This window comes from Psychrobacter fjordensis, assembly GCF_904845995.1.
GTDB lineage: Bacteria > Pseudomonadota > Gammaproteobacteria > Pseudomonadales > Moraxellaceae > Psychrobacter > Psychrobacter fjordensis.
This window is the reverse complement of record NZ_CAJGYP010000002.1, coordinates 796,974-820,386: the sequence shown is the minus strand read 5'-3', so window position 1 is coordinate 820,386 and position 23,413 is coordinate 796,974. Positions and strand designations below refer to the sequence as shown.

At 40.5% G+C, this 23,413-nt stretch carries 22 protein-coding genes and 1 pseudogene; 9 read left to right on the top strand and 14 right to left on the bottom strand.

Features of this window, described 5'->3' with window-relative positions; translation table 11 throughout:
• Positions 1 to 31 precede the first annotated feature (31 nt).
• Genes JMW61_RS11855 through JMW61_RS11845 form a run of 3 tightly spaced genes read right to left on the bottom strand, consistent with a single transcriptional unit; the run spans position 32 to position 2,203 of the window.
• A complete protein-coding gene (locus JMW61_RS11855) occupies positions 32 to 232 on the bottom strand; it encodes a nitroreductase family protein (protein ID WP_201551525.1) in 201 nt (66 codons plus the stop codon).
• Positions 207 to 1,259, bottom strand: coding sequence for a zinc-binding alcohol dehydrogenase family protein (locus tag JMW61_RS11850; protein ID WP_201551523.1), 1,053 nt, complete (start codon positions 1,257 to 1,259; stop codon positions 207 to 209). The genes JMW61_RS11855 and JMW61_RS11850 overlap by 26 nt, the downstream gene beginning before the upstream one ends.
• A 44-nt stretch (positions 1,260 to 1,303) precedes the next feature.
• Positions 1,304 to 2,203 (bottom strand): SDR family NAD(P)-dependent oxidoreductase, encoded by a 900-nt coding sequence (locus JMW61_RS11845; RefSeq protein ID WP_201551521.1) that lies wholly within the window; start codon positions 2,201 to 2,203, stop codon positions 1,304 to 1,306.
• Positions 2,204 to 2,513: 310 nt separating this feature from the next.
• Between JMW61_RS11845 and JMW61_RS11840 the strand changes: the two genes are divergently transcribed.
• Positions 2,514 to 3,428 (top strand): LysR family transcriptional regulator, encoded by a 915-nt coding sequence (locus tag JMW61_RS11840; RefSeq protein ID WP_201551519.1) that lies wholly within the window; start codon positions 2,514 to 2,516, stop codon positions 3,426 to 3,428.
• 112 nt (positions 3,429 to 3,540) lie between these two features.
• On the opposite strand, the gene JMW61_RS11835 is transcribed toward JMW61_RS11840, so the two are convergent.
• Positions 3,541 to 4,452 (bottom strand): LysR family transcriptional regulator, encoded by a 912-nt coding sequence (locus JMW61_RS11835; RefSeq protein ID WP_201551517.1) that lies wholly within the window; start codon positions 4,450 to 4,452, stop codon positions 3,541 to 3,543.
• A 104-nt stretch (positions 4,453 to 4,556) separates the two neighbouring features.
• Here JMW61_RS11835 and JMW61_RS11830 point away from each other — a divergent pair, with 104 nt between their 5' ends.
• Complete coding sequence (locus JMW61_RS11830) at positions 4,557 to 5,003, top strand: VOC family protein (protein WP_201551515.1); 447 nt, start codon at positions 4,557 to 4,559, stop codon at positions 5,001 to 5,003.
• Positions 4,990 to 5,583 (top strand): glutathione S-transferase family protein, encoded by a 594-nt coding sequence (locus JMW61_RS11825; protein ID WP_201551513.1) that lies wholly within the window; start codon positions 4,990 to 4,992, stop codon positions 5,581 to 5,583. The genes JMW61_RS11830 and JMW61_RS11825 overlap by 14 nt, the downstream gene beginning before the upstream one ends.
• A gap of 192 nt (positions 5,584 to 5,775) precedes the next feature.
• Here the strand turns inward: JMW61_RS11825 and JMW61_RS11820 are convergent, their stop codons facing one another.
• The gene (locus JMW61_RS11820; RefSeq protein ID WP_201551511.1) at positions 5,776 to 7,941 is read right to left on the bottom strand and encodes a heavy metal translocating P-type ATPase; all 2,166 of its coding nucleotides are present in this window, start codon (positions 7,939 to 7,941) and stop codon (positions 5,776 to 5,778) included.
• A 199-nt stretch (positions 7,942 to 8,140) separates the two neighbouring features.
• Between JMW61_RS11820 and cadR the strand changes: the two genes are divergently transcribed.
• Positions 8,141 to 8,554, top strand: coding sequence for a Cd(II)/Pb(II)-responsive transcriptional regulator (gene cadR / locus JMW61_RS11815; protein ID WP_227686352.1), 414 nt, complete (start codon positions 8,141 to 8,143; stop codon positions 8,552 to 8,554).
• Between the two features lie 460 nt (positions 8,555 to 9,014).
• Here the strand turns inward: cadR and JMW61_RS11810 are convergent, their stop codons facing one another.
• Positions 9,015 to 9,362, bottom strand: a complete 348-nt coding sequence (locus JMW61_RS11810; RefSeq protein WP_201551509.1) for a hypothetical protein — start codon at positions 9,360 to 9,362, stop codon at positions 9,015 to 9,017.
• Between the two features lie 121 nt (positions 9,363 to 9,483).
• Positions 9,484 to 9,846 carry a hypothetical protein gene (locus JMW61_RS11805; RefSeq protein ID WP_110923362.1) on the bottom strand — a complete coding sequence of 121 codons (363 nt, stop codon included), beginning with the start codon at positions 9,844 to 9,846 and terminating at the stop codon, positions 9,484 to 9,486.
• Between the two features lie 328 nt (positions 9,847 to 10,174).
• Here JMW61_RS11805 and JMW61_RS11800 point away from each other — a divergent pair, with 328 nt between their 5' ends.
• Positions 10,175 to 10,813 (top strand): LysE family translocator, encoded by a 639-nt coding sequence (locus JMW61_RS11800; protein WP_197102603.1) that lies wholly within the window; start codon positions 10,175 to 10,177, stop codon positions 10,811 to 10,813.
• A 756-nt stretch (positions 10,814 to 11,569) separates the two neighbouring features.
• On the opposite strand, the gene JMW61_RS11795 is transcribed toward JMW61_RS11800, so the two are convergent.
• Positions 11,570 to 12,553 (bottom strand): hypothetical protein, encoded by a 984-nt coding sequence (locus JMW61_RS11795; protein ID WP_201551507.1) that lies wholly within the window; start codon positions 12,551 to 12,553, stop codon positions 11,570 to 11,572.
• Between the two features lie 443 nt (positions 12,554 to 12,996).
• On the opposite strand from JMW61_RS11795, the gene JMW61_RS11790 reads away from it, so the two are divergent.
• On the top strand, positions 12,997 to 13,614 hold the full coding sequence (locus JMW61_RS11790) for a trimeric intracellular cation channel family protein (protein ID WP_201551505.1): 618 nt from the start codon (positions 12,997 to 12,999) through the stop codon (positions 13,612 to 13,614).
• A 168-nt stretch (positions 13,615 to 13,782) separates the two neighbouring features.
• Here the strand turns inward: JMW61_RS11790 and JMW61_RS11785 are convergent, their stop codons facing one another.
• Complete coding sequence (locus tag JMW61_RS11785) at positions 13,783 to 14,760, bottom strand: zinc-dependent alcohol dehydrogenase family protein (protein ID WP_201551503.1); 978 nt, start codon at positions 14,758 to 14,760, stop codon at positions 13,783 to 13,785.
• A 168-nt stretch (positions 14,761 to 14,928) separates the two neighbouring features.
• Here JMW61_RS11785 and JMW61_RS11780 point away from each other — a divergent pair, with 168 nt between their 5' ends.
• Both JMW61_RS11780 and JMW61_RS11775 read left to right on the top strand, forming a co-directional pair.
• Positions 14,929 to 15,822: a LysR family transcriptional regulator gene (locus JMW61_RS11780; protein ID WP_201550872.1), complete on the top strand. Its 894-nt coding sequence runs from the start codon at positions 14,929 to 14,931 to the stop codon at positions 15,820 to 15,822.
• A gap of 233 nt (positions 15,823 to 16,055) precedes the next feature.
• A complete protein-coding gene (locus tag JMW61_RS11775) occupies positions 16,056 to 16,280 on the top strand; it encodes a hypothetical protein (protein ID WP_201550874.1) in 225 nt (74 codons plus the stop codon).
• 349 nt (positions 16,281 to 16,629) lie between these two features.
• On the opposite strand, the gene JMW61_RS11770 is transcribed toward JMW61_RS11775, so the two are convergent.
• The 4 genes and pseudogenes from JMW61_RS11770 to JMW61_RS11760 form a co-directional block, all read right to left on the bottom strand.
• The gene (locus JMW61_RS11770; protein ID WP_201551501.1) at positions 16,630 to 17,127 is read right to left on the bottom strand and encodes a GNAT family N-acetyltransferase; all 498 of its coding nucleotides are present in this window, start codon (positions 17,125 to 17,127) and stop codon (positions 16,630 to 16,632) included.
• Positions 17,128 to 17,798: 671 nt separating this feature from the next.
• A pseudogene (locus JMW61_RS14445) lies at positions 17,799 to 17,942 on the bottom strand (hypothetical protein); the annotation flags it as partial.
• 224 nt (positions 17,943 to 18,166) lie between these two features.
• Positions 18,167 to 18,883, bottom strand: a complete 717-nt coding sequence (locus JMW61_RS11765) for a 3'-5' exonuclease (RefSeq protein WP_201551499.1) — start codon at positions 18,881 to 18,883, stop codon at positions 18,167 to 18,169.
• Positions 18,884 to 19,220: 337 nt separating this feature from the next.
• A complete protein-coding gene (locus JMW61_RS11760; RefSeq protein WP_201551497.1) occupies positions 19,221 to 21,035 on the bottom strand; it encodes an NAD(P)/FAD-dependent oxidoreductase in 1,815 nt (604 codons plus the stop codon).
• Positions 21,036 to 21,886: 851 nt separating this feature from the next.
• Between JMW61_RS11760 and JMW61_RS11755 the strand changes: the two genes are divergently transcribed.
• Positions 21,887 to 22,192 (top strand): putative quinol monooxygenase, encoded by a 306-nt coding sequence (locus JMW61_RS11755; protein WP_201551495.1) that lies wholly within the window; start codon positions 21,887 to 21,889, stop codon positions 22,190 to 22,192.
• Between the two features lie 247 nt (positions 22,193 to 22,439).
• Here the strand turns inward: JMW61_RS11755 and JMW61_RS11750 are convergent, their stop codons facing one another.
• Positions 22,440 to 23,324 (bottom strand): LysR family transcriptional regulator, encoded by an 885-nt coding sequence (locus tag JMW61_RS11750; RefSeq protein ID WP_201551493.1) that lies wholly within the window; start codon positions 23,322 to 23,324, stop codon positions 22,440 to 22,442.
• Positions 23,325 to 23,413: the final 89 nt, after the last annotated feature.

Below are 23,413 nucleotides of genomic sequence, written 5' to 3'. Positions count from 1 at the left end.
CGGCAGTAATTTTTTGAATATTTAACAGACTTTAAGCCTTAATAAAAATAGCTTCTTCACTCAAGCGTGACTTAGGTATCTTGGCGTTAAAGTCTTCATCACTGCGGTACCCAAATGATACCACTGCCACGGCAAAATATCCCTTGCTACGTAAGTCGAATTCTGTATCAAGGGCCTGTAAGTCAACACCTTCCATCGGTACGATATCAATGCTTAACAGACCAGCCTTCAAGTACGATTTTACCGTGAGCTTCTCTGTTCTCTAGCATTTGATGGGCATGGCGTAAGTTATTAGCAGTAATCGCACCAAGCTCATGAGCCACCGTGGTTTTTAGTTGACCGGCATCAATCATGGTGGCCACTTGATTTAATAGGCGATGCTGTTCGATCATATCCGGTGTATTAAACATCGACCGGGCAAACATAAACTCCCAATGCAGGCTTAAGCTTTTTGGTTTCAATGCATTGATATCTAAGGCTTTAGGGTCATCAATGAGTCCCAATTTGCCTTGAGGTTTTAGGCATTTGATGATTTCAGCGTAATGCTCTTCGGTGTTGTTAAGGCTCACCACATAATCTACTTCGGTAATGCCTGTATTTTTTAGCTCGTCTGACAATGGATTGCGATGATTAATCACATAATCTGCGCCTAACGTTTTTAACCAATTCACGCTCTCATCTCGTGATGCTGTGCCAATAATCACCGCCTGCGTCTTGGTTTTTAATAACTGCGTCATGATTGAACCCACACCACCGGCTGCGCCAACCACCAAAATAGTCGGACGGCTTTCCGTCGTGTTTGTATCATCAGAATTTTCGCTAGGGGTAACAGGTAATTGCAAGCGGTCAAACAACATCTCCCACGCTGTGATGGTGGTTAAGGGTAGGGCGGCGGCTTCAGAAAACGACAGCGACTCAGGCATATGCCCAACAATCCGCTCATCAACCAATTGATACTCGGCATTGCTGCCTGAGCGGGTCAAATCACCAGCGTAATAGACGCGGTCGCCTACCGAAAACAAGCTAACATCTTCGCCAACGGCTGTGACCACGCCTGCGGCATCCCAACCAATAATGGCAAATTCACCCTCTGCTGTAGGTCTTGCTTCACGGATTTTATAATCGACAGGGTTGACCGAAATGGCTTTTACTTCTACCAAAATGTCACGACCTGAGGCTACAGGCTTGTCTATCGTGATGTCTTGTAATGCCATCTCATTATTGATGGGTAAGTTGTCTTGATATCCGATTGCTTTCATAGTCATAGTCCTAAATGTATGTGTCTGTGGATATGGAAGAAACGTTATAGTGCAGGCGATAATACCTGTTGGGTGTGTTGTATCAGCGTATTAATAGCCGTTTCGTTCAAGGCATCGCTATGAGGTGTGCCAAATTCACCTCTCTCATCACCATGCTCGCCATCTTTAATGTCATTATCAAAATACTGGCCAGTTTGGGTGGTAAACGCATCGTCCGCTGCCAAGGCGACCAAAATATTGGCCCCTTTATCTGCTGGAGACCAATACTGTCCGTAAGCTTCACTGACCATGCGAGTATTGAGCAATGAGCCGGGGTTGACGGCAATCACGTTGATGTTATCGCTCGCTACCTGATCGGCCAGTGCCATGCTCCACATGGTCAATGCCAGTTTGCTCTGTGCATAAGCGTCTTGATCGCTCAGCTTTGTATCTCCTGCCATGGCAGCTAGTGAAACGGTTTGCTGCGCCGCCGAGCTTAAGTTGATAATACGGGCAGGTATGCTGTCGCTAGGTGTGTTGGTAGACTCTTTAACGTCTGATGCACTCATTATAGGCAACAACGCTTGAGTCAATAGGTAAGGGGCAAAGTAGTTCACTACAAAGCGCACATCAAACCCTTCTTGGGTTTGAGAGTTTGCTACTTTAAACACGCCTGCGTTATTGATTAGCACATCTAAGTGCAAGCCTGCCGCAGTAAACTTGCTTATTACTGCATCTGCCATATGTTGAACATCGGTTAATGACGAAAAATCAGCCACGAAGCCATCAACGTCTATTTGCTGATTGGCTTGGGTCGCAGCGGCTTTGGCTTCTGCAATCACATCGGCAAGCTTATTGGCATCTCTACCATGCAGATAGATATTGTGACCCAGTTGTGCAAGTTTTATAGCGGCTAATTTACCAATACCATCGGTACTGCCTGTGATTAAAATAGTCTTTTGCATTTGTTGTCCTTATATATTTTAAGAATTCTTATCCATCTGCTGTTCTTAATGATGACTCATAGTAATGCGTTTGATTAAAGTTAAACAGTAGCCGTCAGCGAAAACACTTTCAATATATTTTTGAAAGTCTGTATATAGTATGCTTGGCTGCTTGTTTTGTTGGATATTGATAACAGAGTTAGGCTGTTTTATAGCATTCACGAAGCGTGTCTAGAGGTGTAGGTAGCCTCTATAGGCACATGCTATCATCATGAATAGGTTTGATAATCAGCAGATATAAAGAAACCGTTATAACCAAAGTGATGACACAATGAAAAATTTGCAGGATTTACGTATTTTTATTGAAACTGCTCGCTTAGGTAGCTTGTCTGCCTGTGCGCGCCACTTAGATCTGTCACCAGCAGTGGTGAGTGCAGCAGTAAAACGCTTAGAGGCCGAAATCGAAACGGTATTGTTCATTCGTTCAACCCGCAGGCTACGTTTGACCAGTAAAGGTGAGCAGTATTTAACACAGTGCAAAGATGCCATGGCTATTTTGGACAACGCTTATGCAGGGTTGCATGATAATGATGCCGAGCTGATGGGCACGATTCGGTTATCTGCATCGTCAGATTTGGGGCGAAATTTGGTGTTGCCATGGTTGGATGATTTTATGCAAATCCATCCAAAAGTGACGGTGCAGCTACATATGTCAGACAGCTATGTCGATCTATATGGACAACAGATTGATTTGGCATTGCGCTATGGTGCGCCAAAAGATTCATCGCTCGTGGCATTACCCATTGTGTTGAATAATCGTCCGATACTATGTGCTTCAAAGGCGTATTTGGACAAGGTTGAGCGTAGTATTGGCTTGCCAAAAATTCCTGAAGATTTAACTCAGCATAATTGCCTGTGTTTGGGACATGATGAAAAATATTTGAGTGAGTGGACTTTTGAAAAAGAAGGCAATACCAAACGTGTGGCCGTGGCTGGTAATCGGCGCAGTAAAGATGGCGATGTGGTACGGCGCTGGGCCGTGGCAGGTCAGGGTATTGCACTGAAATCACAGTTAGATATAGCTGCAGATTTAAAAGCAGGGCGATTGATTGAAGTGGCGCTGGACGGCTGGCAAGTGGCCAACTATCCGTTATATTTGATTTGTCCAGAACGGCGATTGATAGATCCGCTGTTTAATGCGGTTAAAGAATATCTGATTGAGCGGGTAGAGAGAGTGTTGGCTTAGGTTTTTAGACAACATAGCCGTTGTCACAGAATATTTTAAGTGATCTATCCATTGATTCGTTAATGGCACGCTCTAGTGTAAACCGATAAACTTGCTGATACGTAATAATGCGCTAACAAGACAGTTCACGCAGTTTATCCTTTAGTTTTGGAGATGTGAATTCCAAAAAGCTTTTCATCTTTTGTGGCAAATATTTTCGAGTCTTGTGCAGCAAATGTATAGGGATTTCATCAGGTTCAAACTCAGCTAGTATGATATTAAGATCGCTTTCATCTATCGCCTCTTTCACTTGATAATGCAGTTGTTGAGTGATGCCCATACCCTTTATAGCAGCATTAACCGCAGAATCACTATCATTGACCGTGAGTCTTGGTAAAATATCTACATGAGCGGTGAGTCCAGAATTAGGAAGGTTGTAGCTCCAATAGGGAGGTGCCTTTGCCGTGTCTAACAATATGCAAGAGCATTGAGTTAAGTCGTAAGGTGACTCTAATTTAGGCTGTTCCGACAGGAATTGTTGGCTTGCACAGGTCAAGACTCGCATACTTCCTACTTGAGTGCCTATCATTGTGCTATCTGGCAACTTACCTATTCTAATTGCCATATCTACATCATCTTCAAATAAATCAATATTTCTATCCGATAATAGGAGCTGCACGTTTATATTTGGATATAAAGACAAAAACTCAATAATAATTGGTAGTACGTACAACCTTCCAAACATAATAGGGGCTGTTATTACCAAATCTCCTTTTGGCTCTAAGTACTCTCCTTTTGCCCTACCTTCTGCCTCTTCAACCTGTTCCAATATTCTTTTACAAGATTCTATATAGTCGTATCCAGAATCTGTCAAAGACAGCTTTCTGGTGGTTCTATGCAATAAACGAACACCCAACTGATTTTCAAGTTCAGATATCTTTCTACTTAGGGTTGGCAGTGATACCTTCAAATTTTTGCTTGCCGCAGAAAAGCTGCCAAGTTCTACGACTTTAATTAACATAGACATTGCTTGTAATCTATCCATGATTGTCTCATTTATTGAAAATATGATTATCAAATTTACAGTATTATCTTTGAAATGACAAAGTGTCATACTGATCATGTCGAAATCAATAGAAGGACTATCTTATGAGCATCTTATCTCAGGCAAATTCACAGGTTGCGATTGCCTACGATCATGTTGGCATTAGAGTCAGTAATAGACAAGAAGCGGTTACGTTTTATGAGCGTCTTGGATTTAAAGAAACCTATCGCATACCTGAGGGTGAAGCGAATGAAATGGTCACTTCGGCTGGTGTACGGATCAATCTTATTTTTAATGGCGCAAAAACAAAAGATCAAAAAAATGTCCTACTGGATGAACCGATTAAAAGGCCAGGCATGACTCATCCAGCTTTTATCATTCACGACATAGCTGCATTACAGAACTGGCTATTTAAAGAAGGGATAGAAATAACAGAAGGCCCTAAAAAACTAGGTCCAAGAAGGATTACGTTATTCATCCGTGATCCAGATGGAAATGTACTGGAATTTAATCAACTACTGTCTGAGGAAAAAAATTATGAAACTTTATGATTTAGCGCTATCAGGAAACTGCTATAAAGTAAGGCTATTTGCCTCGTTCATCGATACGCCTTTAACGATTGTGCCTGTTGACTTCATGAATGGCGAACATAAAACAGAAGCAATACTTAAATTAAATCCTTGGGGAGAAATCCCAATTTTAGAAGATGGATCCGTCATATTAAGAGACTCACAAGCCATCTTGGTATACCTAGCCAATAAGTATGGTGGTGAAGCATGGTGGCCGAGTGAAGCACATCTGCAAGCTGATGTGATGCAGTGGTTGTCTGTTGCTTCTAATGAGATAAAATATGGTCCCAACGTAGCACGTTTGATTAAGAAGTTCGGTTTGGAAAGTGATTGGGCGCAAGCTTCAGAGCGTTCACATAACATTTTAACCTTAGTAGACAATCATCTTGGTAGTCACCATTGGCTAGCCGCCAGCCGTCCTACTATTGCTGACTGCGCAGTTTATCCATACATTTCAACGGCACACGAAGGCGATATTGATATAGACAGCTATCGCAATATTCAGGCATGGATGAATCGTCTACAGCAATTACCAAATTATATCTCTATGCCTGGGAACTAACCTTGGTTCATGATAAATACGGTGCTGTGTCTTGGATGGCAGTACTCTTTTTTGCCAATACATGGCGAAATTGTTTAACCTAAAATGACTAGGCATCAAAAATTTCACTGCATATTGTCTAAAAAACAGTCACTGCCAGCACCACATTTGAGCACTCAACAGACCCTAGTTATTTTTAGAGCAAGTTACCAATCATCTAGCCCCTTTAAAGCGCAGTAAGCGTAATGCATTTAACGTGACCAATACGGTCGCGCCAGTATCAGCCAATACAGCGATCCATAGCCCAGTAATACCCAGTACAGTAGTGATTAGAAATATGGACTTTAGACCAAGCGCAAACATCACATTTTGATGAATGTTGGACATGGTGGCACGTGATAGGGCAATGAGATGAGCGACGTCCGTGACGCGACTTTTTAATAGGGCGATATCGGCCGTTTCGATGGCGACATCTGTACCGCCGCCCATGGCGATACCAACATCTGCGGTTGCTAGTGCTGGCGCATCGTTAATACCATCACCAATCATCGCTACTTTGCTATGACCTTTCATCTCATTCAACAAGCGCAGCTTGTCTTCGGGCAACAGCTCAGCTTCCCATTCTATCTCTAAATGACTAGCAAGCGCCTGAGCGGTTAGACGGTTGTCACCTGTAAGCATCACAGAGCGCACACCCATCGCTTTGAGCTGAGCCACGCCTGCCTGAGCATCATCTCGCAACTCGTCTCGTAACGCGACCAACCCAAGCACTTCACGGCTCTGCTCATCGAACAGAACGGAGACCGTCTTACCCTCGTTTTGTAGTGCTTCAATTTGTGCATTTTGTTCTAGTGATATCGATGTTTCAGTAGCAGCATAAACAGGTGATCCGATGGCCAGCGTCCGATCAACTACCGTCGCATGTACTGCTTTGCCCGCAGTGACATAAGCCTTGGAAGCTATCGGTATAGAGATATTAGCGGCTTTGGCGTGATCAATGATCGCTTTTGCAAGTGGATGACTAGAGGTGGATTCAACGCTGGCAAACAGCGCTAGTATCTCATTCTGATCTGCAGATCCTATATACTCTTGTACTGATTGCTTCTGTGTAAAGGCAATCACGTTGGTCACCTGTGGCTTGCCTTCAGTCAACGTACCTGTCTTGTCAAAAGCCACAACATTCACGCGACCAATGGTCTCTAAAGCGCTACCGCCCTTGATGAGTAAGCCGCGACGTGTACCGACAGCCAACCCTGACGCGATGGCGGCTGGAGTGGATAGGACGAGTGCGCAAGGACAGGCAATTAGTAACAGTGCAAAACCTCGATACAACCAAGTCGCCCATTCTCCTCCCATCGCTAGCGGCGGTATGATAATAACCAGTGCGGCAATCGCCATCACCGCTGGAGTGTAATAACGACTGAATTTTTCAATGAAACGGGCAGTAGGGGCTTTAGAGGCTTGCGCTTGCTCTACCAGAGTAATAATGCGCGCAATGGTGTTGTCAGCAGCTGTCTTTTCTACGCGGACGTGCAGCACTCCCTCCATGTTGATGGATCCTGCAAATACTGCATCGCCTATCGCTTTAGCAACGGGTATGGATTCGCCAGTGATGGGCGAATCATCAAGACTAGAGTCACCTTGAGCAATGACACCATCAGCAGACACCTTATCACCAGGTCGTACCAGTACCAAATCATTAATCTGCAATGAGACAGCAGGAACATCACGCTGTCCGCCTTGTGCATCAAGCAAAATCGCAGTCTTTGGAACCAATGATGCCAATGCTCTGATGCCAGCGCGGGCACGATCAGCCGCCACACTTTCTAGTAATTCACCGACTGAAAACAAGAAGACAACGGCCGCAGCTTCTTCAGCTTCACCAATGATAAGCGCACCAATTGCTGCGATAGACATCAGCATTTCAATTGAAAACGGGGTGCCTGTCATCGCCAAGGCCATAGATTTTCGGGCAAAGGGAAAAACGCCCACAATGACGGCAATAGCGAATGCCCACATTCCATAATCGGGAAAAATTAGTGCTAACGCGTAGGCGACGCTCATCAGGATACCGAGACCAACCACTTGCTTGCCTTTTCGGGTTTGCCACCAATGCTGTTGCTGCGTATCTAATTGTTTGTCACCAGTGCCATCTTCTGCGATTGCTTGATCAGTAGTGGCAGATATACCAAAACCAAGGCGCTTGATGGTTTTTTCGACATCATTTAACTGAGTCTCTGAATCAGAGGCCAACGTTAGCTCTAACTTTTCAGTCGCAAAATTAAGCTGTATGTCAGAGACACCGGGCATACGTGCTAATGCAGTTTCAATCTTTCTAACGCAACTGGCACAGTCCATACCTTCAATACGATATTGCATAATAATTCGTCCTACTATAAGCGTTCTTTTGATAACGCTATTGTGAACCCTCTAGCGGCTTCAGAGTCAAGGCCATTTATCTGTAATTGTATAAACTTGATTTTCTCAGCACTAAACCTTATAGTTACTTTAATTTTTTCAATTTTGAGATGACTTTGAAATAACTTCAAGAGAACTGTGAGATAACTTTGGAATAACTATGCTAATAAAAATTGGAGAGCTCGCTAAGTGCACTGGTGCCACCGTGGAGACCATTCGCTATTACGAAAAAGAAAAGCTATTACCAGAACCTTCCCGTAGTGAAGGGAATTATCGCTTATATCGTGAAAGCCATATTGAACGTCTACAGTTTATCCTGCACTGTCGCACACTTGATATGACGTTGGATGAAGTACGAACCTTACTGCAGTATTGGGAAGAACCTAACAGAGACTGCGGTGATGTCGATACCTTATTGGATGAACATATTCATGCGGTGGAAGTACGTATAGAGGAATTAAAGCAGTTGAAGCAGCATCTAAATGTTTTGCGGCAGAAATGCGTCAGTAGGGCGCCAGCGAAGTCATGCGGCATATTAAATGCGCTTGCCGACAACTCCTGCCATAACGAATAATATGGATAATAGTTGTTAATGCCAGCGATATTGCCAAATAACTATGTGGATTTATATAGGCAGTAGATTGATCCGCTGTTTAATGCTGTCAGAGCATACTTGATTGGGCGGTTAGAGGGAGTATCCGTAGTCTATTTTAAGTGGTTCCATTATATTGGTCTGTTTTGAGTGGTCTGTTAATAGGTTTGAAGAGTGAAATAGCTAGTTCCGCTAGGGTATGCCTATATCGAACCAGTCAGGTACTTTCACTGCTTCGGTTCCTTAGTGAGAACTTGAACATCCGACTCTATAATATTGCTATCAAGAGTTTAATTTTTTGAGATAGTAAGAGGGCACTTGTTGAAATGGCTGATGTTGTTCAAAGTCACTGCTGCTGCTGCTGCTGCTGCTGCTGAGAAGAAGGAATGGTGAAATTCGTGAAAGCCTTATTTCACTTGATGTAGCGTGCTTTTAGATAAATTTAGTTAGAAAGGTAGTTTTTAATCAATTCAGTGCGTAAACCTTTTTCCCAGATGTCTTTTGCATAGACCTCTGCTTTGCTATCAGCTGTATTTTTAATTAAGTACTCATCTATTTTCTTTATCACCAGCTTAATTTCATTCCTATCCAATCGATAGAATTCGTGATATGGAAAGAATTCAACACATTTACTATCAATTATTTTATTAAAAATTTCTGGATATGGATCCAATATTGCTTCTTCCAGAAGCTTAATAAACCCTCTACCAGCGAACTCACTATAATCGAAACATATACACTCATCACCCTCTTCAGGACTTGTTATATAACTTGTGGAAAAGACTGACATAGTTGCTACCTTTGTAATAAGTTGCTTAATAATAACCTATGCTATCGATTTCGTAATCATGCAATCCATATCTAACATGAGTAGTTCGACTCCTGTATAGCGCACCGAACAGGATTTAACATTAATAAGCTCTATTACAATTAGTGTATTTACGACTTATTAAATCAAATTCATACCAGAAATCCCACATGTATCTATCATCTGCATTGAATACTATCCTAACTCCACGTTCAACTTCCCAACACCAGCTAAATATAAGCTTAAGCTTTTGATAATGCATTTCAACCTCGGGAAATGGGATAGTTAATACATAATTACCTGCTTTATCATATACCTTTGCTACAAAGTCTGTATTTCTAGAGAATGTTTCTTTATTAAAAATCAAAAAGTAATCGAAATTATCCAAAAGCGTAACATCACCATACTCGAAGTCGATTTCAAAATTATTCAGTAGTGCTAATTTTTCGCGATTATTTAAATTCATTTCTCTTCTCCTCTCTTTTAGAGCTAGTTCATTAGTAAAATTTCATAATTTTATGGATAGCTCAAGTGGAAATTAGGTTCGTTATAACAAATCTTAGAGATAATTTTTTTTCGAAAATCTCACATGATGTACATTACCAAGTACACCGCGACTACCTAAGTAACTCAAGATACTGATACCATTAACCTACAGCCAGAGATTCAAGTCCTCACTAGGGTATCGCCCTTGTTACAACAACCCTATGTTTAAGAAAATCAAATATTTTGGTTGTCCTATAGTGATAAACTTAGCTTTGATAAGTATCAAACTAAATTTGTAAGGAATAGATATGGTGACGAGTACAAGTTTATTTGCTGTATTCCTAATAGCATTGGGAATTGTTTTGTCTCCCGGACCAAATATGATGTATCTGGTTTCAAGATCTATATCACAAGGACGTATTGCAGGAATGATATCTCTAGCAGGCATTGGGGCAGGGTTTTTATTCTATATGATTGCCTCAGCTATCGGCTTAGCTACCTTGTTTAAAGCAATTCCAATAATGTATGACATTATAAGAATTTCAGGTGCTATATATTTAGGTTACTTAGCTTGGAACATGATTAAACCGAAAGGTAAATCACTATTTGTAGCTGAAGAGCTTAAACCTCACTCACCCCTAAACTTGTTTTCAATGGGATTCGTCACTAATTTATTAAACCCTAAAATTGCACTGATGTATGCAGCTCTCATTCCACAATTCATTGATCCAGCCAACGGCTCTACTTTTAGTCAATTTATACAGTTAGGTATGGTTCAAATAGTGATAGCTATTACCGTTAATGGACTTATTGTACTCAGTGCTTCTACAATCAAAAATACGATAGTTAAAAAACCCTCTGTAATGCTTGCACAAAGATGGGTATCAGGTACGGTACTTGGTTTATTTGCCCTCAGCATGTTAAGACAGAAATCACCTACTGGCTAAAAAAGTAAATGAGCACTCAAAATAGCCGACTGTTCCCATAAACACACGTTATGATAATTTTTTTTAGCGGAAAAAGTCGGTTTAGGGTGGTCTGATTAAGCTATTGAGATAGTCATCAAAACACCACTAACACTTCGTTTGTACCATCAAGCTTATTTTGTTTGAAAGAATGTTTTAAAGCGCCGGAAGAAGAAGCACAGTTAGCAATATGAAGGGTAAGCATGCGACATATCTTATTTGAAACAATAGGCGTCAAAAAGAAAAGATTAATATGTCATCGAGCACTGTTCTTAAGCTTCTTTATCTATGATTGCTTCGCTTATTTTTTATATATTGTTTGATTGAAATAATAATTAAAGCTATTAAAACTGGATAAATAATGAAAACATCTACTCTTATTATTGCCCCAACTTGTGTTTTAGACCATATATCGATATAAATTTCCCATACAATATATAGGAGTATGGCAACTATCGTTACCATTTGCATTTTGGTTATTTTTTTCACAGGTCTTCTCTCTTATTTACTTTCAAGATATGTTGGAAATGCATAAGTATGCGCAAATACTTTAGCTTGCTCATCCCATTTCCAGTATTTTTACGTTTCTTCAAATACAGTATTAATAGCTGTAGGTTGAATAAAATCCACCTTTGTACAGGCAGTTGTGAATACAGTTAATGCTAAAATTAACTGTATTTCAAAGTTTTTATATAGCACTTGCTTCATTCTATTACCTAGTAAACTTTTAAGAGGTGTTTAAAACTCATTAACCGTGTCAACCACAAACTGACGAGTAGCCTCACCCTCTATCATATGATACTGAATTTGGCGTGTTTTACCTTGTGGATTGGCATTGCTATCGTCTTCTAAATAGAGTGGGAAACGTCTAACCAATACATTCTCAACCAATGCAAACGCATCGTGCCCCATATAACCTTGTTTGAGTGTATCAGTCAGCTCTGGATAAGAGACTTCACTCCATGACAGCCCTTTATTGCTCGAATAAGCAATCACGTCACCATATGAACCGCTACCCACACTTTGAGTGAATACTAGAATTTCAGGATATCCATCGCCATTCATATCACCCACATCGGCACTAACAACAGGATCGCTAATTGGTCGCTCGATAATGTCTTCACCCATGGGCTGAATCTGCAAGATATAACCACCATTGCCGTCAGAGGTACTGGTCACTTGAGTAGAAAAATCACCATAGTTGAGTGCTGTAGCGTATTGCGAGTTGTCCAATTGTTGAGTATCCAGCGTATCGCTTAATTTTTGATATACGCCACCAAGCGTTGCACCGCCGCTACAATAAAAAGCTGTTTTTTGTAGATGTGATGTTTCGCCTTCAATGGATAAGCTATTGTCATCAAAGCGCAAATAAACGGGGTTATTATCTACCCAAAACTGATACCGTCCATCATTCGCTTTATGAAGTACGGTGTCTAATGTACAAGTAGGTTTCTTTTTGTCTATGCGAGAACGAATAGACAAACCAATAGTGTCTGGACCAGCATCACGTATGCTGATCGCAAACCAGTCGTAACCCTCGTTACGTTTTGTATAGCCGTCTGTGACGTAATCGCCCGTTATATTGTTAGTATACTTATCGGTTGCGGTTGTCGTCGGTAGGTCGTTTTGTAAAACCGTTGTTGTCTCGAGGCTCTGCTTATTGGTGTTCTGGCACGCAGTCAGACTTAATATCAGTATGCTGAGCAGTAACGTTTTTCTCATAATAATTTTTAGTCCTTCAGAAGATTGTTATATAGGCAATTCATAATAAATTCATTACAGCCTATATCATTTGGCAATTTAAAAAACCATTATTCATTCTTGGCGTAGAATATTGGTTTGTACCCATTTTTTCTAGATGGGATCTAAGTCAGGGCACTAGGATAGTGGAGTTCAAAGCCTGTGACCGTGTCTATTCAGTAACCTTTTTACTTGTTTATGAAAATTTGATGATTAGGCATAAGCTGCGTTTTATGCTTGGGAGAAGCAGTGATTTTGCATATAAAATGACAATAACGTTGCATTATTTTTTGCTTTCCCGTTGCTAAAATAGAGTAGTACTCGATGCTTTCAAAACGATTCAAATTATCATTCGTAATACATCAGATTTATCTTTACAATCTCCCCTCATTTACACTATCAGATAGATTTAAGGTGAGTATTCCATGCTTTTGAGTATAGTTTACATTATTGGTATTACAGCAGAGGCAATGACAGGTGCACTAAGTGCGGGACGACAAAATATGGATTGGTTTGGCGTTATGCTTATCGCGAGTGTAACGGCGATAGGTGGTGGTAGTGTAAGAGATATCCTACTTGGTAATTATCCCTTAACTTGGGTAGAACATCCTGAGTATTTATTAATTGTTTGTGTGGCTGGGCTTATAACGACCTGGTTGGCGAGATGGGTTGTTAAATTTAATGGTGTTTTTATGCGTTTGGATGCTTTGGGGTTAGCGGCCTTTAGCATTATTGGTTGCCAAGTAGGGCTTAACATGGGACTTCACTATGGTGTTTGTGTGGTTGCTGCCATTGTAACAGGCGTCTTTGGCGGGTTGCTGCGTGATTTAATATGTCGCCAAACTCCATTAGTTTTGCATCATGAGTTATACGCTTCAGTTTCTTTGATCGTTGCGTGTTTATATTTAACACTCCAGTACTTTACTGTTAGTAGCAATATCAGCGTCATTGTTAGTTTGGTTGCTGGTTACTTAATCCGTATGGCAGCGGTTAGAGCAAAGAGGCGATTACCCGTATTCCATTTGTTAGAAACTTCCAAATAAAATAGTGATCCTACCGTTATAAGGGTGTCTACGAGCGAGCTGTGTTATTTTAGAGAGTCGTTACTACCTGTGAACACCTCGTTTTTAACACAGCTATTTAATACAGTCTGGCTGCAATTTATCTCATTTTTATCGTCATGTTCAAAATGAGGACACGCCCGAATACTGCTATACAGTGAGTGTAATTTTACCCACTGCTTTACCTGATTCAAGATGGTCATGCGCGCGTGCTATTTCCCAAATAGAGTAGTTACTATCGTCTATGATAGGCGTGATTTTGCCACTATCAACCAGCTCTGCAATCATTGTCAGGATACGACCGTGCGATTCATGGTTGATGCCATGAAATAATGGAATGAGCACCAAAACACCGTGAAAGGATAAGGCTTTGAGAGCAACTTGCAATGGGTCAGCAATAGGTAAAATAGTGGCGACATGGCCATTGAATCTAACGGCTTGAAAAGATTTTTGAATATTATCACTAGCCACCGTATCGAAAACTTTGTCAAAACCCACGCTGTCAGTATACGTCGCCACATAATCATCAACCTCCGCTGTTGTATAATCCACTAGATAATCCGCGCCTAGTGTTTGTGCTAGTGCACTATTAGCAGGAGAGTAGGTAGCGGTGACTGTCGCGCCAAGTACTTTTGCTAGCTGAACGGCAATATGACCAACGCCCCCTGTTGCACCATGAATCAAGACGTTATCGCCTTCTTTGACATTCATTTTTTGTACGAGTGCCTCATAAGAAGTGAGTGCGACCAACGGCAGGGCTGCGGCTTGCTTCATACTGAGAGTTTTAGGCTTTTTCGCCATTAAACGCACATCAACTAACATGAATTCAGCAAGTGCACCATCAATACCGTTGAGGCCACCAGCCATACCATAAACTTCGTCACCAACACTAAATTCAGTGACGTCGGCACCTATCTCGCTCACAATGCCAGCTACATCACCGTGTAGTATCTCTGGCAAATTCTCCGACCAAGGCAGCTCGACTGAGCGCAGCATGGTATCAATAGGATTCACACTAGTGGCTTTCACTTCCACAACCATATGACCTAGTGTTGCCGTTGGTTTTGGTTTTTCTGCCAATTGAAAAACTGCAGTTGTACCGATTTCTTTAATGATCATCGCTTTCATGTTATTACCCTTTACTGGTGTGGATGTCTTATTGTTTGTTTCAGGACAATCAGTTTAGACGTTGCTAATCCAGCAAACCATTACCTAGTAAACAAATTACTTTTGCTTTTTGAGCAAGCCATGGTTACAGTTAAATGGAATACCTACCAACTTAATAAAGGAGTGGCGATGAGCTCAATAAATCGACTGGCATATTTCAATAGTGTTGTCGAAACCGGTAGCATTTCAGAAGCCAGCCGCATCTTTGATGTACAGCCGTCTTCCATTTCACGGCAGTTAGCAGTGCTTGAGAAAGAGTTGGGGGTACGTCTACTCAATAAAACGACCAGAAACACCAGTTTGACTGAAGCAGGACACAAATATTATGAATACTCTCAGCGAATTGTGTCAGAGTTTGATAATGCCAAAAGAGCCGTTAATGATTTACAAATAACGCCACAGGGTAAGCTTAAAATCAGCATGACAGTCGGTTTTGGTGAAAGCATGGTATTACCGTTAATACCGAAATTTATGTCGTTATATCCAGATATTGATATAAAAATTGAGTTAACAGAACGGGTTGTAGATCTTATAGAAGAAAATATTGACGTCGCTATTCGAAGTGGACGCTTATCTGATTCGACCATGATTGCCAGACGCTTGGTATTTAATGATTTTCTACTGTGTGCAAGCCCCCAATATTTAAAAAATAATGGCACGCCTCGTAGGATTGACGATCTAGCTGATCACCAATGTATCCGATATGGTTATAACGGTTGGAAAGAGTGGTTTTTGATAGCAGAAGATAGTAAAAAGTTGATGATTAATAGTCAGGTTTCAGTGAACTCAGTGAATGGTCAGAAGCAGCTGGTATTGAATCATACAGGTCTGACGCTAATACCACTGTGGGCTGTTAAAGATGAATTGGCGAAAGGGTCATTAGTTCAAGTCATGCCAGATCATATTTTTAGTCCCTATGAAGAACTGAGTGCTACTTACGCTATTTATTTAAAGCGAGATATGGTTTCACCAAAAACACGCGTTTTTTTAGATTTTCTAGTAGAACAGATGATAGTGATTTGAGTTTGGATCTACAGCTTGATCTCACAAGTTTTTATAGTCAACGACCGATAAATTTACTTTCATGAATATTGATATTTTTAAAGACCGAGTATGAATAGTTTATGAAAAAATAGGAGCTCGTCCAATCTGCTTATTATTTCATATACGATATATGCCTAGGCACTCATGACTTGATGAGTGCTTCTAGAATTAAAATAGATTATTACTTTTAACTATCAGCCTATGGAGTTTTCATGACATCTAAATTATTTATCAGTGGCTCAATTATGCTGGCCCTCGCTACACTGTCTGGACTGATGGAAGGCTTATTTTATGGTGACATTGGTGCTGATGGCGTGCTCCAAGAAAGCTTGTTTTTACCTCTGACTTTTATTTTTTTAGCCTTAGCAGTAATTCTTTATTGCTTATCACTAATCATGCAGGTAAAAACAAGCGTGACAGGTACTCACATGAACTAAATGCTTATTCCGCAACCACATTATCAACCAGCGTCATCTCTTCGCCCGCTTTAAACGTCAGAGCATGAACACTAGACCTGACGTTTTTATTTTGGTCGGTTTCTGTTGGGTACTGACGTATAGTGACAAAGATGAATATAATAAATATCAAATACTAAATCAACAGTAACTCTCTTTAACCGTCAAGTATTAACGTTATGTATATTATGAAGTAGCTTACTACTATCTCAACAATTCAAACTATTGGTGTCATTTGCACATAGAGCCGTAGATTCAAGTCCTCACTAGGTTACCAAACCAGTGAAGGCACATGACTGGTTCAACATAGGTATACTCAAAATAACAGATATTAGAGTAGTTTTATCATTCTGACATCTGTTATTTTGGTGCCTTCGTATAGCTCTTCATGACATTGGCCGTCAGACTCAAAACCAAATTTTTCATAGAAATTAATCGCAGATAGATTGGTTTGTAAAACCCATAAAGATAGACTAGAGCAGCTATTACACTGAAAAGCATCAATTAGAGCTGCGTTCATTAACTTAGTACCTATCCCTAAATTTTGATATTGCGGTAGAAGATATAGAGTGGTTATTTCACACTTGGAATCTTTCTTAAAGTAAGAAATAAATCCTACAGTGGTATTATCAGCATCATATGCTATCCATGTGTTCACACCAGAGCTAGGTAATACTTTCCCCCACATCTCCATTTTTTGAGATAAGTTATTTTCCTTGTCTCTATACATTTTGGGTAAAAGCTCCGAATACGTAGCATTCCAACTTTCAAAGTGTATATTAGCAATATCTGATACATCGGTCTGGTTTGCCTTACGTGTAAAAAACATGTAGCACTCCATAGTTGAATGTTAGGATAGTACTACAGCGTAGCAAAAAATACATCATCTGAGGTTTCTAAACAATCCCGAAATTGTCGAAGGCCAAAGCTCCTTCATCGAATCGTATAACAGACGTTATAACAAATGGCTTCCATTCAAAAAATCATCCGTTTGAATGACAGAAAATAGACGAGTACGACAGATATCAAGTAGAAGTATGTATTTAAAAAGAGTATAAAAAGCATTATTTATTTGCTATAACTGTAAAGGCTTTATAAATTCACGGTTAGGAGATGAAAAATGTATAGTGGATAATGAACTAACAGGGAGCAATTTAGCGCGAGCCATGCTGAAGCGTGGTTACAAAAAAATATGGTGTGCTGTCACTGATGAGAACGACCGACAGGCAATCACTTATTTAAATGGTAATGATTTTACAGCTTATATCGTAAAGTTTGAGAATGAATGTTTTTATTGTGATGCCGGAATGGAATGGTTGTACGCTGTACCCATTAAGATAAGGGAAATAACACAGAAAGAAGCAACTTCTATCAAAAAGACCTGCTAGCGACTGCGGGTTTTTTATTGCCTAAAATATACGTCGCATCATGCCAAATATGCACTGTGATTATAGTTAATGTGAGCAATAAGTAAGTCATTGGTAGAAAATTCAAGGCTATCTACGACGAGCTGACGCCACCATAGATATCAATGGTGAAACCTCTTTTTGACACATATTTTTTAGGTGTTGTGCCGATTTGATGCTTGAGATAACGAATCAGATGCGGCTGGTCACTAAAACCAAACTCGAAAGCGATATCAACCCAATCTACCTGAAAATGCTCTTTGCAAGGGAATAGCTACAACGTTAATCACATTATCTAAGATAAGGTAGCATTTATATCGTTGATTCAGTTTAAAAGAGAGACAGGGCAACCGAGTGTAGAGGTATATGGGATACTTCAAGTTAGGTTAACGCTGTCACTCTTTTATGAAGGATTAACTATAGCTCAGCTTTTTATACTGGGTCATAACCATTTATAGGGCTTTATACTGACGCTAATGCCTGCTTACAAGCTTCAGCCAAATACGTATCGACCGTATCCTGTTTGAGCAGCCATTTTAGATATCCCGCACCATCCGAATGGGTAACTAAATCTGCAATAGCTTCACCCTTAAACTTACCAAAACTTAAATGTGTGGGTATGCGTGCCATTTGACTAAAGGTATATAGGCTCTCTACATCAGTAATGACATGACCTTGGCTATTTGCTAAGTCAATTAGGCTGCCAAGTACCAGTTGAGTGAAGTAAATATCATAGATAGCAGCGTGTGCATGCTTTGCTTGAGCACGTGCTGCATCTCGGTGGAAATGATAGAGCAGGGATACCAGTTTATGACTCTCAAGAGTAGGAAGGAGATGATTGGACATTGCATTGGTACAGATTAATTTAGGGGTATGGGTCACGCCCGCATTTTTTAGAACGCCCATATCATAATCAATATTATGACCAATCAAATATTCAACACTACTAGGCAATCTAAAGTCAGTATGAGGTGGCTCATTCACGACGTCTTCTTCACATATATGTGATACAGCCATAGATCCTAAACTGATTTCTTTTAGAGGATTAAAGCGCTTAGACCTTGGTTCTTGGATTACCTCTACGTTACCGTTATTTATATCAATAATAGAGTAGGCGGCTTCAGTCATGTGAGGTTCAACAAGACCTGTGGTTTCGGTGTCGAGTATATATGTGGTCATAGTGTCCGTTTATAGTTTTGAGCTAGGTGTGAGTGGTAAAGGCGTAAAAGCTTTGACATTGATAACAATGACTAAGAGAGTTGTTAGCCATTAACAAGCAAAAATATCAATTGCTAACAGCGATAATTGATTAGATTGCTTGCTGCATAAATAATCGCTAACTATACCAGTCTTAGCGGCTCTAATACATATTAGATTATTAATAAAGAAGTGATCTGCCTGTGCAAAGACAACCGTAAAGATGGCTGAACTAAAAAAAGACCCATACTGAATCTAACCAGTACGGGCATTATACTTACTGTTTTTATGAGTTGAACTGACTCTGGCAACGTTTAATTTACTCTAAGTGATGCACTTCTTGCAGGCCATATACAGGTGTCTCTAAACCTTCCATTCGGGCTTTAATTTGTAGTGATAAGTATTGAGAGTAATGTCGAGACTGGTGTAAGTTTCCACCATGGAACCATAAGGCTTCTTGCTGTGTCGGTTTCCACATGTTTCTCAACTCGCCTTCCCAAGGGCCTGAATCTTTAGCAGTATCTGAGCCCATTCCCCAACACTTACCAACTTTATCTGCTACTTCTTGGGAGATTATTTTTGCAGCCCAGCCGTTCATAGAACCAAACCCAGTGGCATACACAATCAAATCAGCCTCTAGCTCTGTACCGTCAGTTAGTACGACCGATTTGGGTTTGATATGATCAATACTTACATTGGGTTTCAGCTTTATTTTGCCTTCTGCGACAAGCTCAGAGGCACCTACATCGATATAGTAACCAGAACCTCGACGTAAGTATTTCATAAATAGACCAGTGTGATCTTCACCAAAATCGAGCATAAAGCCTGCATCGGTTAGCCTCTTATAAAAATCAGCGTCTATCTCTGCTACTTTGCGATATACAGGCTCATGAAATTCCGGCATGATTTTGAAAGGAATGGAACCAAAAGTCAGATCTGCTTTATAGGTAGTTATTCCGTTTTCAACGGCTTCTTCTGAGTACAAACCACCTAACACCTCATCCATCAGAGTATTAGATTTAATAATATGCGTTGATGAGCGCTGTATCATAGTGACGTCTGCGCCATTTTCCCATAGGGCAGCACAAATATCATGCGACGAGTTATTAGCACCTAAGACAACACACTTTTTATCTCGATATGCTTCACCACCTGGATGCTGGCTAGAATGATGTTGCTCTCCAGCAAAGTCCTTCGCCCCTTTAATTTCAGGAATGTTTGGTAATCCGGACATACCTGTCGCTAAAACCAACTGTTTAGGATGTAATACTAAACGTTCACCCGCTCTATCAACCTCTACATTCCATTGCTGTAACTCTTCATCAAAGGCCGCACTGACACATTCAGTTGATCCCCAATAGTTTAATTCCATAATCTTAGTGTACATCTCTAACCAGTCACCCACCTTGTCTTTTGGTGTAAATACTGGCCAGTTGTCAGGGAAAGGAAGATACGGCATGTGGTCGTACCATACAGGGTCGTGCAAGCATAATGATTTATAACGGTTGCGCCATGTATCACCGGCTCTCGGCTGTTTATCAATGACAATGGTAGGAACTTCTAGTTGTCGTAAGCGAGCTCCTAGACCGATTCCACCTTGTCCGCCACCAATAACCAAGCAATAAGGTTGCTCGCTATAACCAAGGTTTTTCTCTTCAAGCTCACGTTTTTCTTGCCATGTTAAACGATTAGGATCTGCACCGTGTTCAGCCCCTTTTGAGCGTAATTTTTTGCGCTTTTCAGGGAAGTCTGTGAGCTCAGTCATCGTGGTCAGTAATGTCCAAGCTTTGCCATTACGTAGTCGTAAATGTCCATAGCCTTTCGATACTTTGGTCTTAAAAGAGATCCAAGCTTCTATTACGCCATCGTTTTCTACCGCATCTCCATCAAGCTGCCAGTCGTATGGCTCAGTTGTTTCTAATGTATGCGAAAGCATTTCTTTGATTTCATCTTGTCCCTCTAGCGTTTTGATATTCCAAGTAAAAGAAACTAAGTCACGCCAGTAGCCTTCTTTTTCAAAGAATTCAGCAGCTTTGTCGATGTTTTTGGTACGTAGGGTTTGATCGAAATCTTGTAGCCAATTAGTGACTTGTTGGCTTGCGGATAACGTATGGTCTGATTTTTGAGCAGTCATAAAATTCCTCTCCCTGGTTATGTTTATTACTCTACCGCCGAACTCCATGTGCAGCAGTAAAAACTCACAAAATACCAAATAGCATGCTTTACGAATTGAATTAAAAGTCTAACTGATTGATATTATTGAGTGTTATCTCAAAAAATAAAATCACTATACTTGAGAAAAAGCATAGTCTGTAAGGACAGCGTCTCTTTAGAAGAGTGATAGTCCGTAAAGACTATATCTGTTATAAACAGATGTTGTCAATTATGGTGTATGGTTGTTCTCTCAAACACCCTAAGATAATGTACTTGCCGAGCGAAAAAAGGGTGTTGTGTGAATCTTATAATAGGTCAGGGGTCATTATGTCGCATGGGATTAGTGAAAGCACCCCATGATACCTATGTGCGATAGCTTGGAGATGGTCACTTCCCCTCACACATCAATTGAAGAAATTATCGACTTTGATATATCTTTTTAATGGACTTCCAATTTTAGGATCGTATCCAAACACTGATTTTTGCAGCATCATGTAGGAAAAGTATAAGTAAAATTAGAGTTGTTTCGAGCATGCTCCTATATCATCGATACTCTCAATCTCGAGACAACGTTATGTGATTTACCTTATAAATTATATAACATATCAGCATTCACTTTCTTGATACTATAACAACCGAGCACTTACGTATTACGCGACATATATTAGAAAATAGTCAAGCAAATAGCAAAAAATTATTAGAAGGCCAGCCTGTATAAAGCATCAAATAATTGCTTAAATTTACAAGTCTGATTTAATATTTCGAGCAGATACGTTGGAATTGCTTAAATTTATTTGAAATAATTATAATACTTAAAAATAGGAAAAATTTATGAACACTCAAGCGAACAGACCGCTCACCATCGTTGCCACTGTCAAAGCCAAGCCTGAGCACGTCGAACAAGTAAAATTAGAGCTTCTCAAGCTAACAGCAGCTTCACAAACTGATCAAGGTTGTATCCAATATGACCTGCATCAAGACAATGCAAATAATAATGGCTTTATCGTTTATGAGATTTGGGAAAACAATGAGCTGTTGCAGAAGCATGTAGAAAGCCCGCATTTTCAAAACTATGTAACAGTAACAGATGGGATGATCGATGAATTTGTTATAAATGAAATGACTATTATCTCGTAAGTTTTAAAACGCTCAGACTGAAAAAGTCTTTTAAGCTATGATTTATACGGCTTAAAAGGCTTTTTTAGTTTTAAAGAAGGTTGTTGTCATGAGCTATTACATCTAATGTAGAAAAAAGAGCCACTCAGTCAGAGTTAGCAAAATATGGTTGAATAAAATTTCTCTGGTTCCTGCACCACACAACAGGTATAAATTAACAAAAGTAAAAAGAGCACAGGTCAAAATTGGCTATCGCTATTATTACTTACTATAGGTTTCTCAACTGCTCAATCAACCAGCGATGTATACCACTGTCGCTGGTACGTGGATGCCATGCCGCGATGACTTTAAAAGTAGGCGGCAAGGCTTCAACCTCAAGCTCTTTGACTTTGCTGTTCGGCAATAGCCGCGAAGGATAAAACGCAATCATATCTGTTGTGTGCAAAATATCTGGTACGGCCGAAAAGCTAGGCACCGACATCATAATATTTCGTTTTAGACCTTTTTCTGCAAACCATTGATCATGAGAGCCGCGTAAATTAGCACGCGAGGGTGACACGACCAGCTGCGCGTGTGCGGCCACTTGCGCCAGTGTTAATGCCTTTGTTGCAAAGGTATTTTCACAACCCGTAATGCATAAATGCTGCTCTTCAAACAGAGTGACATACGATAAGTTATCTGGGATGAACTCGGGGAAGGTAATCAGTAAATCAAGCTCGCCTGCTGCAATCAGCTGATTGATATTGTCTGAGGCAAAGTCACGGACGATCAGCTTCAGATCTGGCGCGTCGCGTCGCGTTATACTAAACAATTGCGGTAACAATGCCTGCGTCGCATAGTCAGTCGCACTAATCGTAAATACGCCTTTGTATGTGTGCGGCATAAAAACCTCTGGCTCTAACAAATCCTCCAACTGTTTTAGGATATCGTCAAGGGATTGCTCCATCGATAGCGCCTTTGGCGTTGCCACCATGCTATTGCCTTGACGAATAAACAGGCGATCATCAAACACCTCACGTAACTTACGCAGCTGCTCACTGATGGCTTGTTGGGTCAGCCCCATTTTACGTGCGACTTGCGAGAGGTTTTTTAGATCAAGCAGCGCCTGTAATACTCTAAGTTGCTTAATATCGAGCCGATTCATTCCATTCATAATGCATACCATTAATAGTTGTATCTTAAACAATAAGTGGTTGTTTCTAATTGTACCCTCAAAACGCTATGCTGACTAACATTGCTTAA

What these genes read in the sequence shown, in the direction of transcription:
- cadR (WP_227686352.1), top strand. Translation starts at nt 8,141, where the DNA reads ATGCTAATAAAAATTGGAGAGCTCGCTAAGTGCACTGGTGCCACCGTG.
- JMW61_RS11765 (WP_201551499.1), bottom strand. Translation starts at nt 18,883, where the DNA reads ATGACCACATATATACTCGACACCGAAACCACAGGTCTTGTTGAACCT.
- JMW61_RS11750 (WP_201551493.1), bottom strand. Translation starts at nt 23,324, where the DNA reads ATGAATGGAATGAATCGGCTCGATATTAAGCAACTTAGAGTATTACAG.
- JMW61_RS11790 (WP_201551505.1), top strand. Translation starts at nt 12,997, where the DNA reads ATGCTTTTGAGTATAGTTTACATTATTGGTATTACAGCAGAGGCAATG.
- JMW61_RS11775 (WP_201550874.1), top strand. Translation starts at nt 16,056, where the DNA reads ATGACATCTAAATTATTTATCAGTGGCTCAATTATGCTGGCCCTCGCT.
- JMW61_RS11845 (WP_201551521.1), bottom strand. Translation starts at nt 2,203, where the DNA reads ATGCAAAAGACTATTTTAATCACAGGCAGTACCGATGGTATTGGTAAA.
- JMW61_RS11835 (WP_201551517.1), bottom strand. Translation starts at nt 4,452, where the DNA reads ATGGATAGATTACAAGCAATGTCTATGTTAATTAAAGTCGTAGAACTT.
- JMW61_RS11780 (WP_201550872.1), top strand. Translation starts at nt 14,929, where the DNA reads ATGAGCTCAATAAATCGACTGGCATATTTCAATAGTGTTGTCGAAACC.
- JMW61_RS11760 (WP_201551497.1), bottom strand. Translation starts at nt 21,035, where the DNA reads ATGACTGCTCAAAAATCAGACCATACGTTATCCGCAAGCCAACAAGTC.
- JMW61_RS11800 (WP_197102603.1), top strand. Translation starts at nt 10,175, where the DNA reads ATGGTGACGAGTACAAGTTTATTTGCTGTATTCCTAATAGCATTGGGA.
- JMW61_RS11755 (WP_201551495.1), top strand. Translation starts at nt 21,887, where the DNA reads ATGAACACTCAAGCGAACAGACCGCTCACCATCGTTGCCACTGTCAAA.
- JMW61_RS11795 (WP_201551507.1), bottom strand. Translation starts at nt 12,553, where the DNA reads ATGAGAAAAACGTTACTGCTCAGCATACTGATATTAAGTCTGACTGCG.
- JMW61_RS11840 (WP_201551519.1), top strand. Translation starts at nt 2,514, where the DNA reads ATGAAAAATTTGCAGGATTTACGTATTTTTATTGAAACTGCTCGCTTA.
- JMW61_RS11805 (WP_110923362.1), bottom strand. Translation starts at nt 9,846, where the DNA reads ATGAATTTAAATAATCGCGAAAAATTAGCACTACTGAATAATTTTGAA.
- JMW61_RS11830 (WP_201551515.1), top strand. Translation starts at nt 4,557, where the DNA reads ATGAGCATCTTATCTCAGGCAAATTCACAGGTTGCGATTGCCTACGAT.
- JMW61_RS11820 (WP_201551511.1), bottom strand. Translation starts at nt 7,941, where the DNA reads ATGCAATATCGTATTGAAGGTATGGACTGTGCCAGTTGCGTTAGAAAG.
- JMW61_RS11785 (WP_201551503.1), bottom strand. Translation starts at nt 14,760, where the DNA reads ATGAAAGCGATGATCATTAAAGAAATCGGTACAACTGCAGTTTTTCAA.
- JMW61_RS11825 (WP_201551513.1), top strand. Translation starts at nt 4,990, where the DNA reads ATGAAACTTTATGATTTAGCGCTATCAGGAAACTGCTATAAAGTAAGG.
- JMW61_RS11850 (WP_201551523.1), bottom strand. Translation starts at nt 1,259, where the DNA reads ATGAAAGCAATCGGATATCAAGACAACTTACCCATCAATAATGAGATG.
- JMW61_RS11770 (WP_201551501.1), bottom strand. Translation starts at nt 17,127, where the DNA reads ATGTTTTTTACACGTAAGGCAAACCAGACCGATGTATCAGATATTGCT.
- JMW61_RS11810 (WP_201551509.1), bottom strand. Translation starts at nt 9,362, where the DNA reads ATGTCAGTCTTTTCCACAAGTTATATAACAAGTCCTGAAGAGGGTGAT.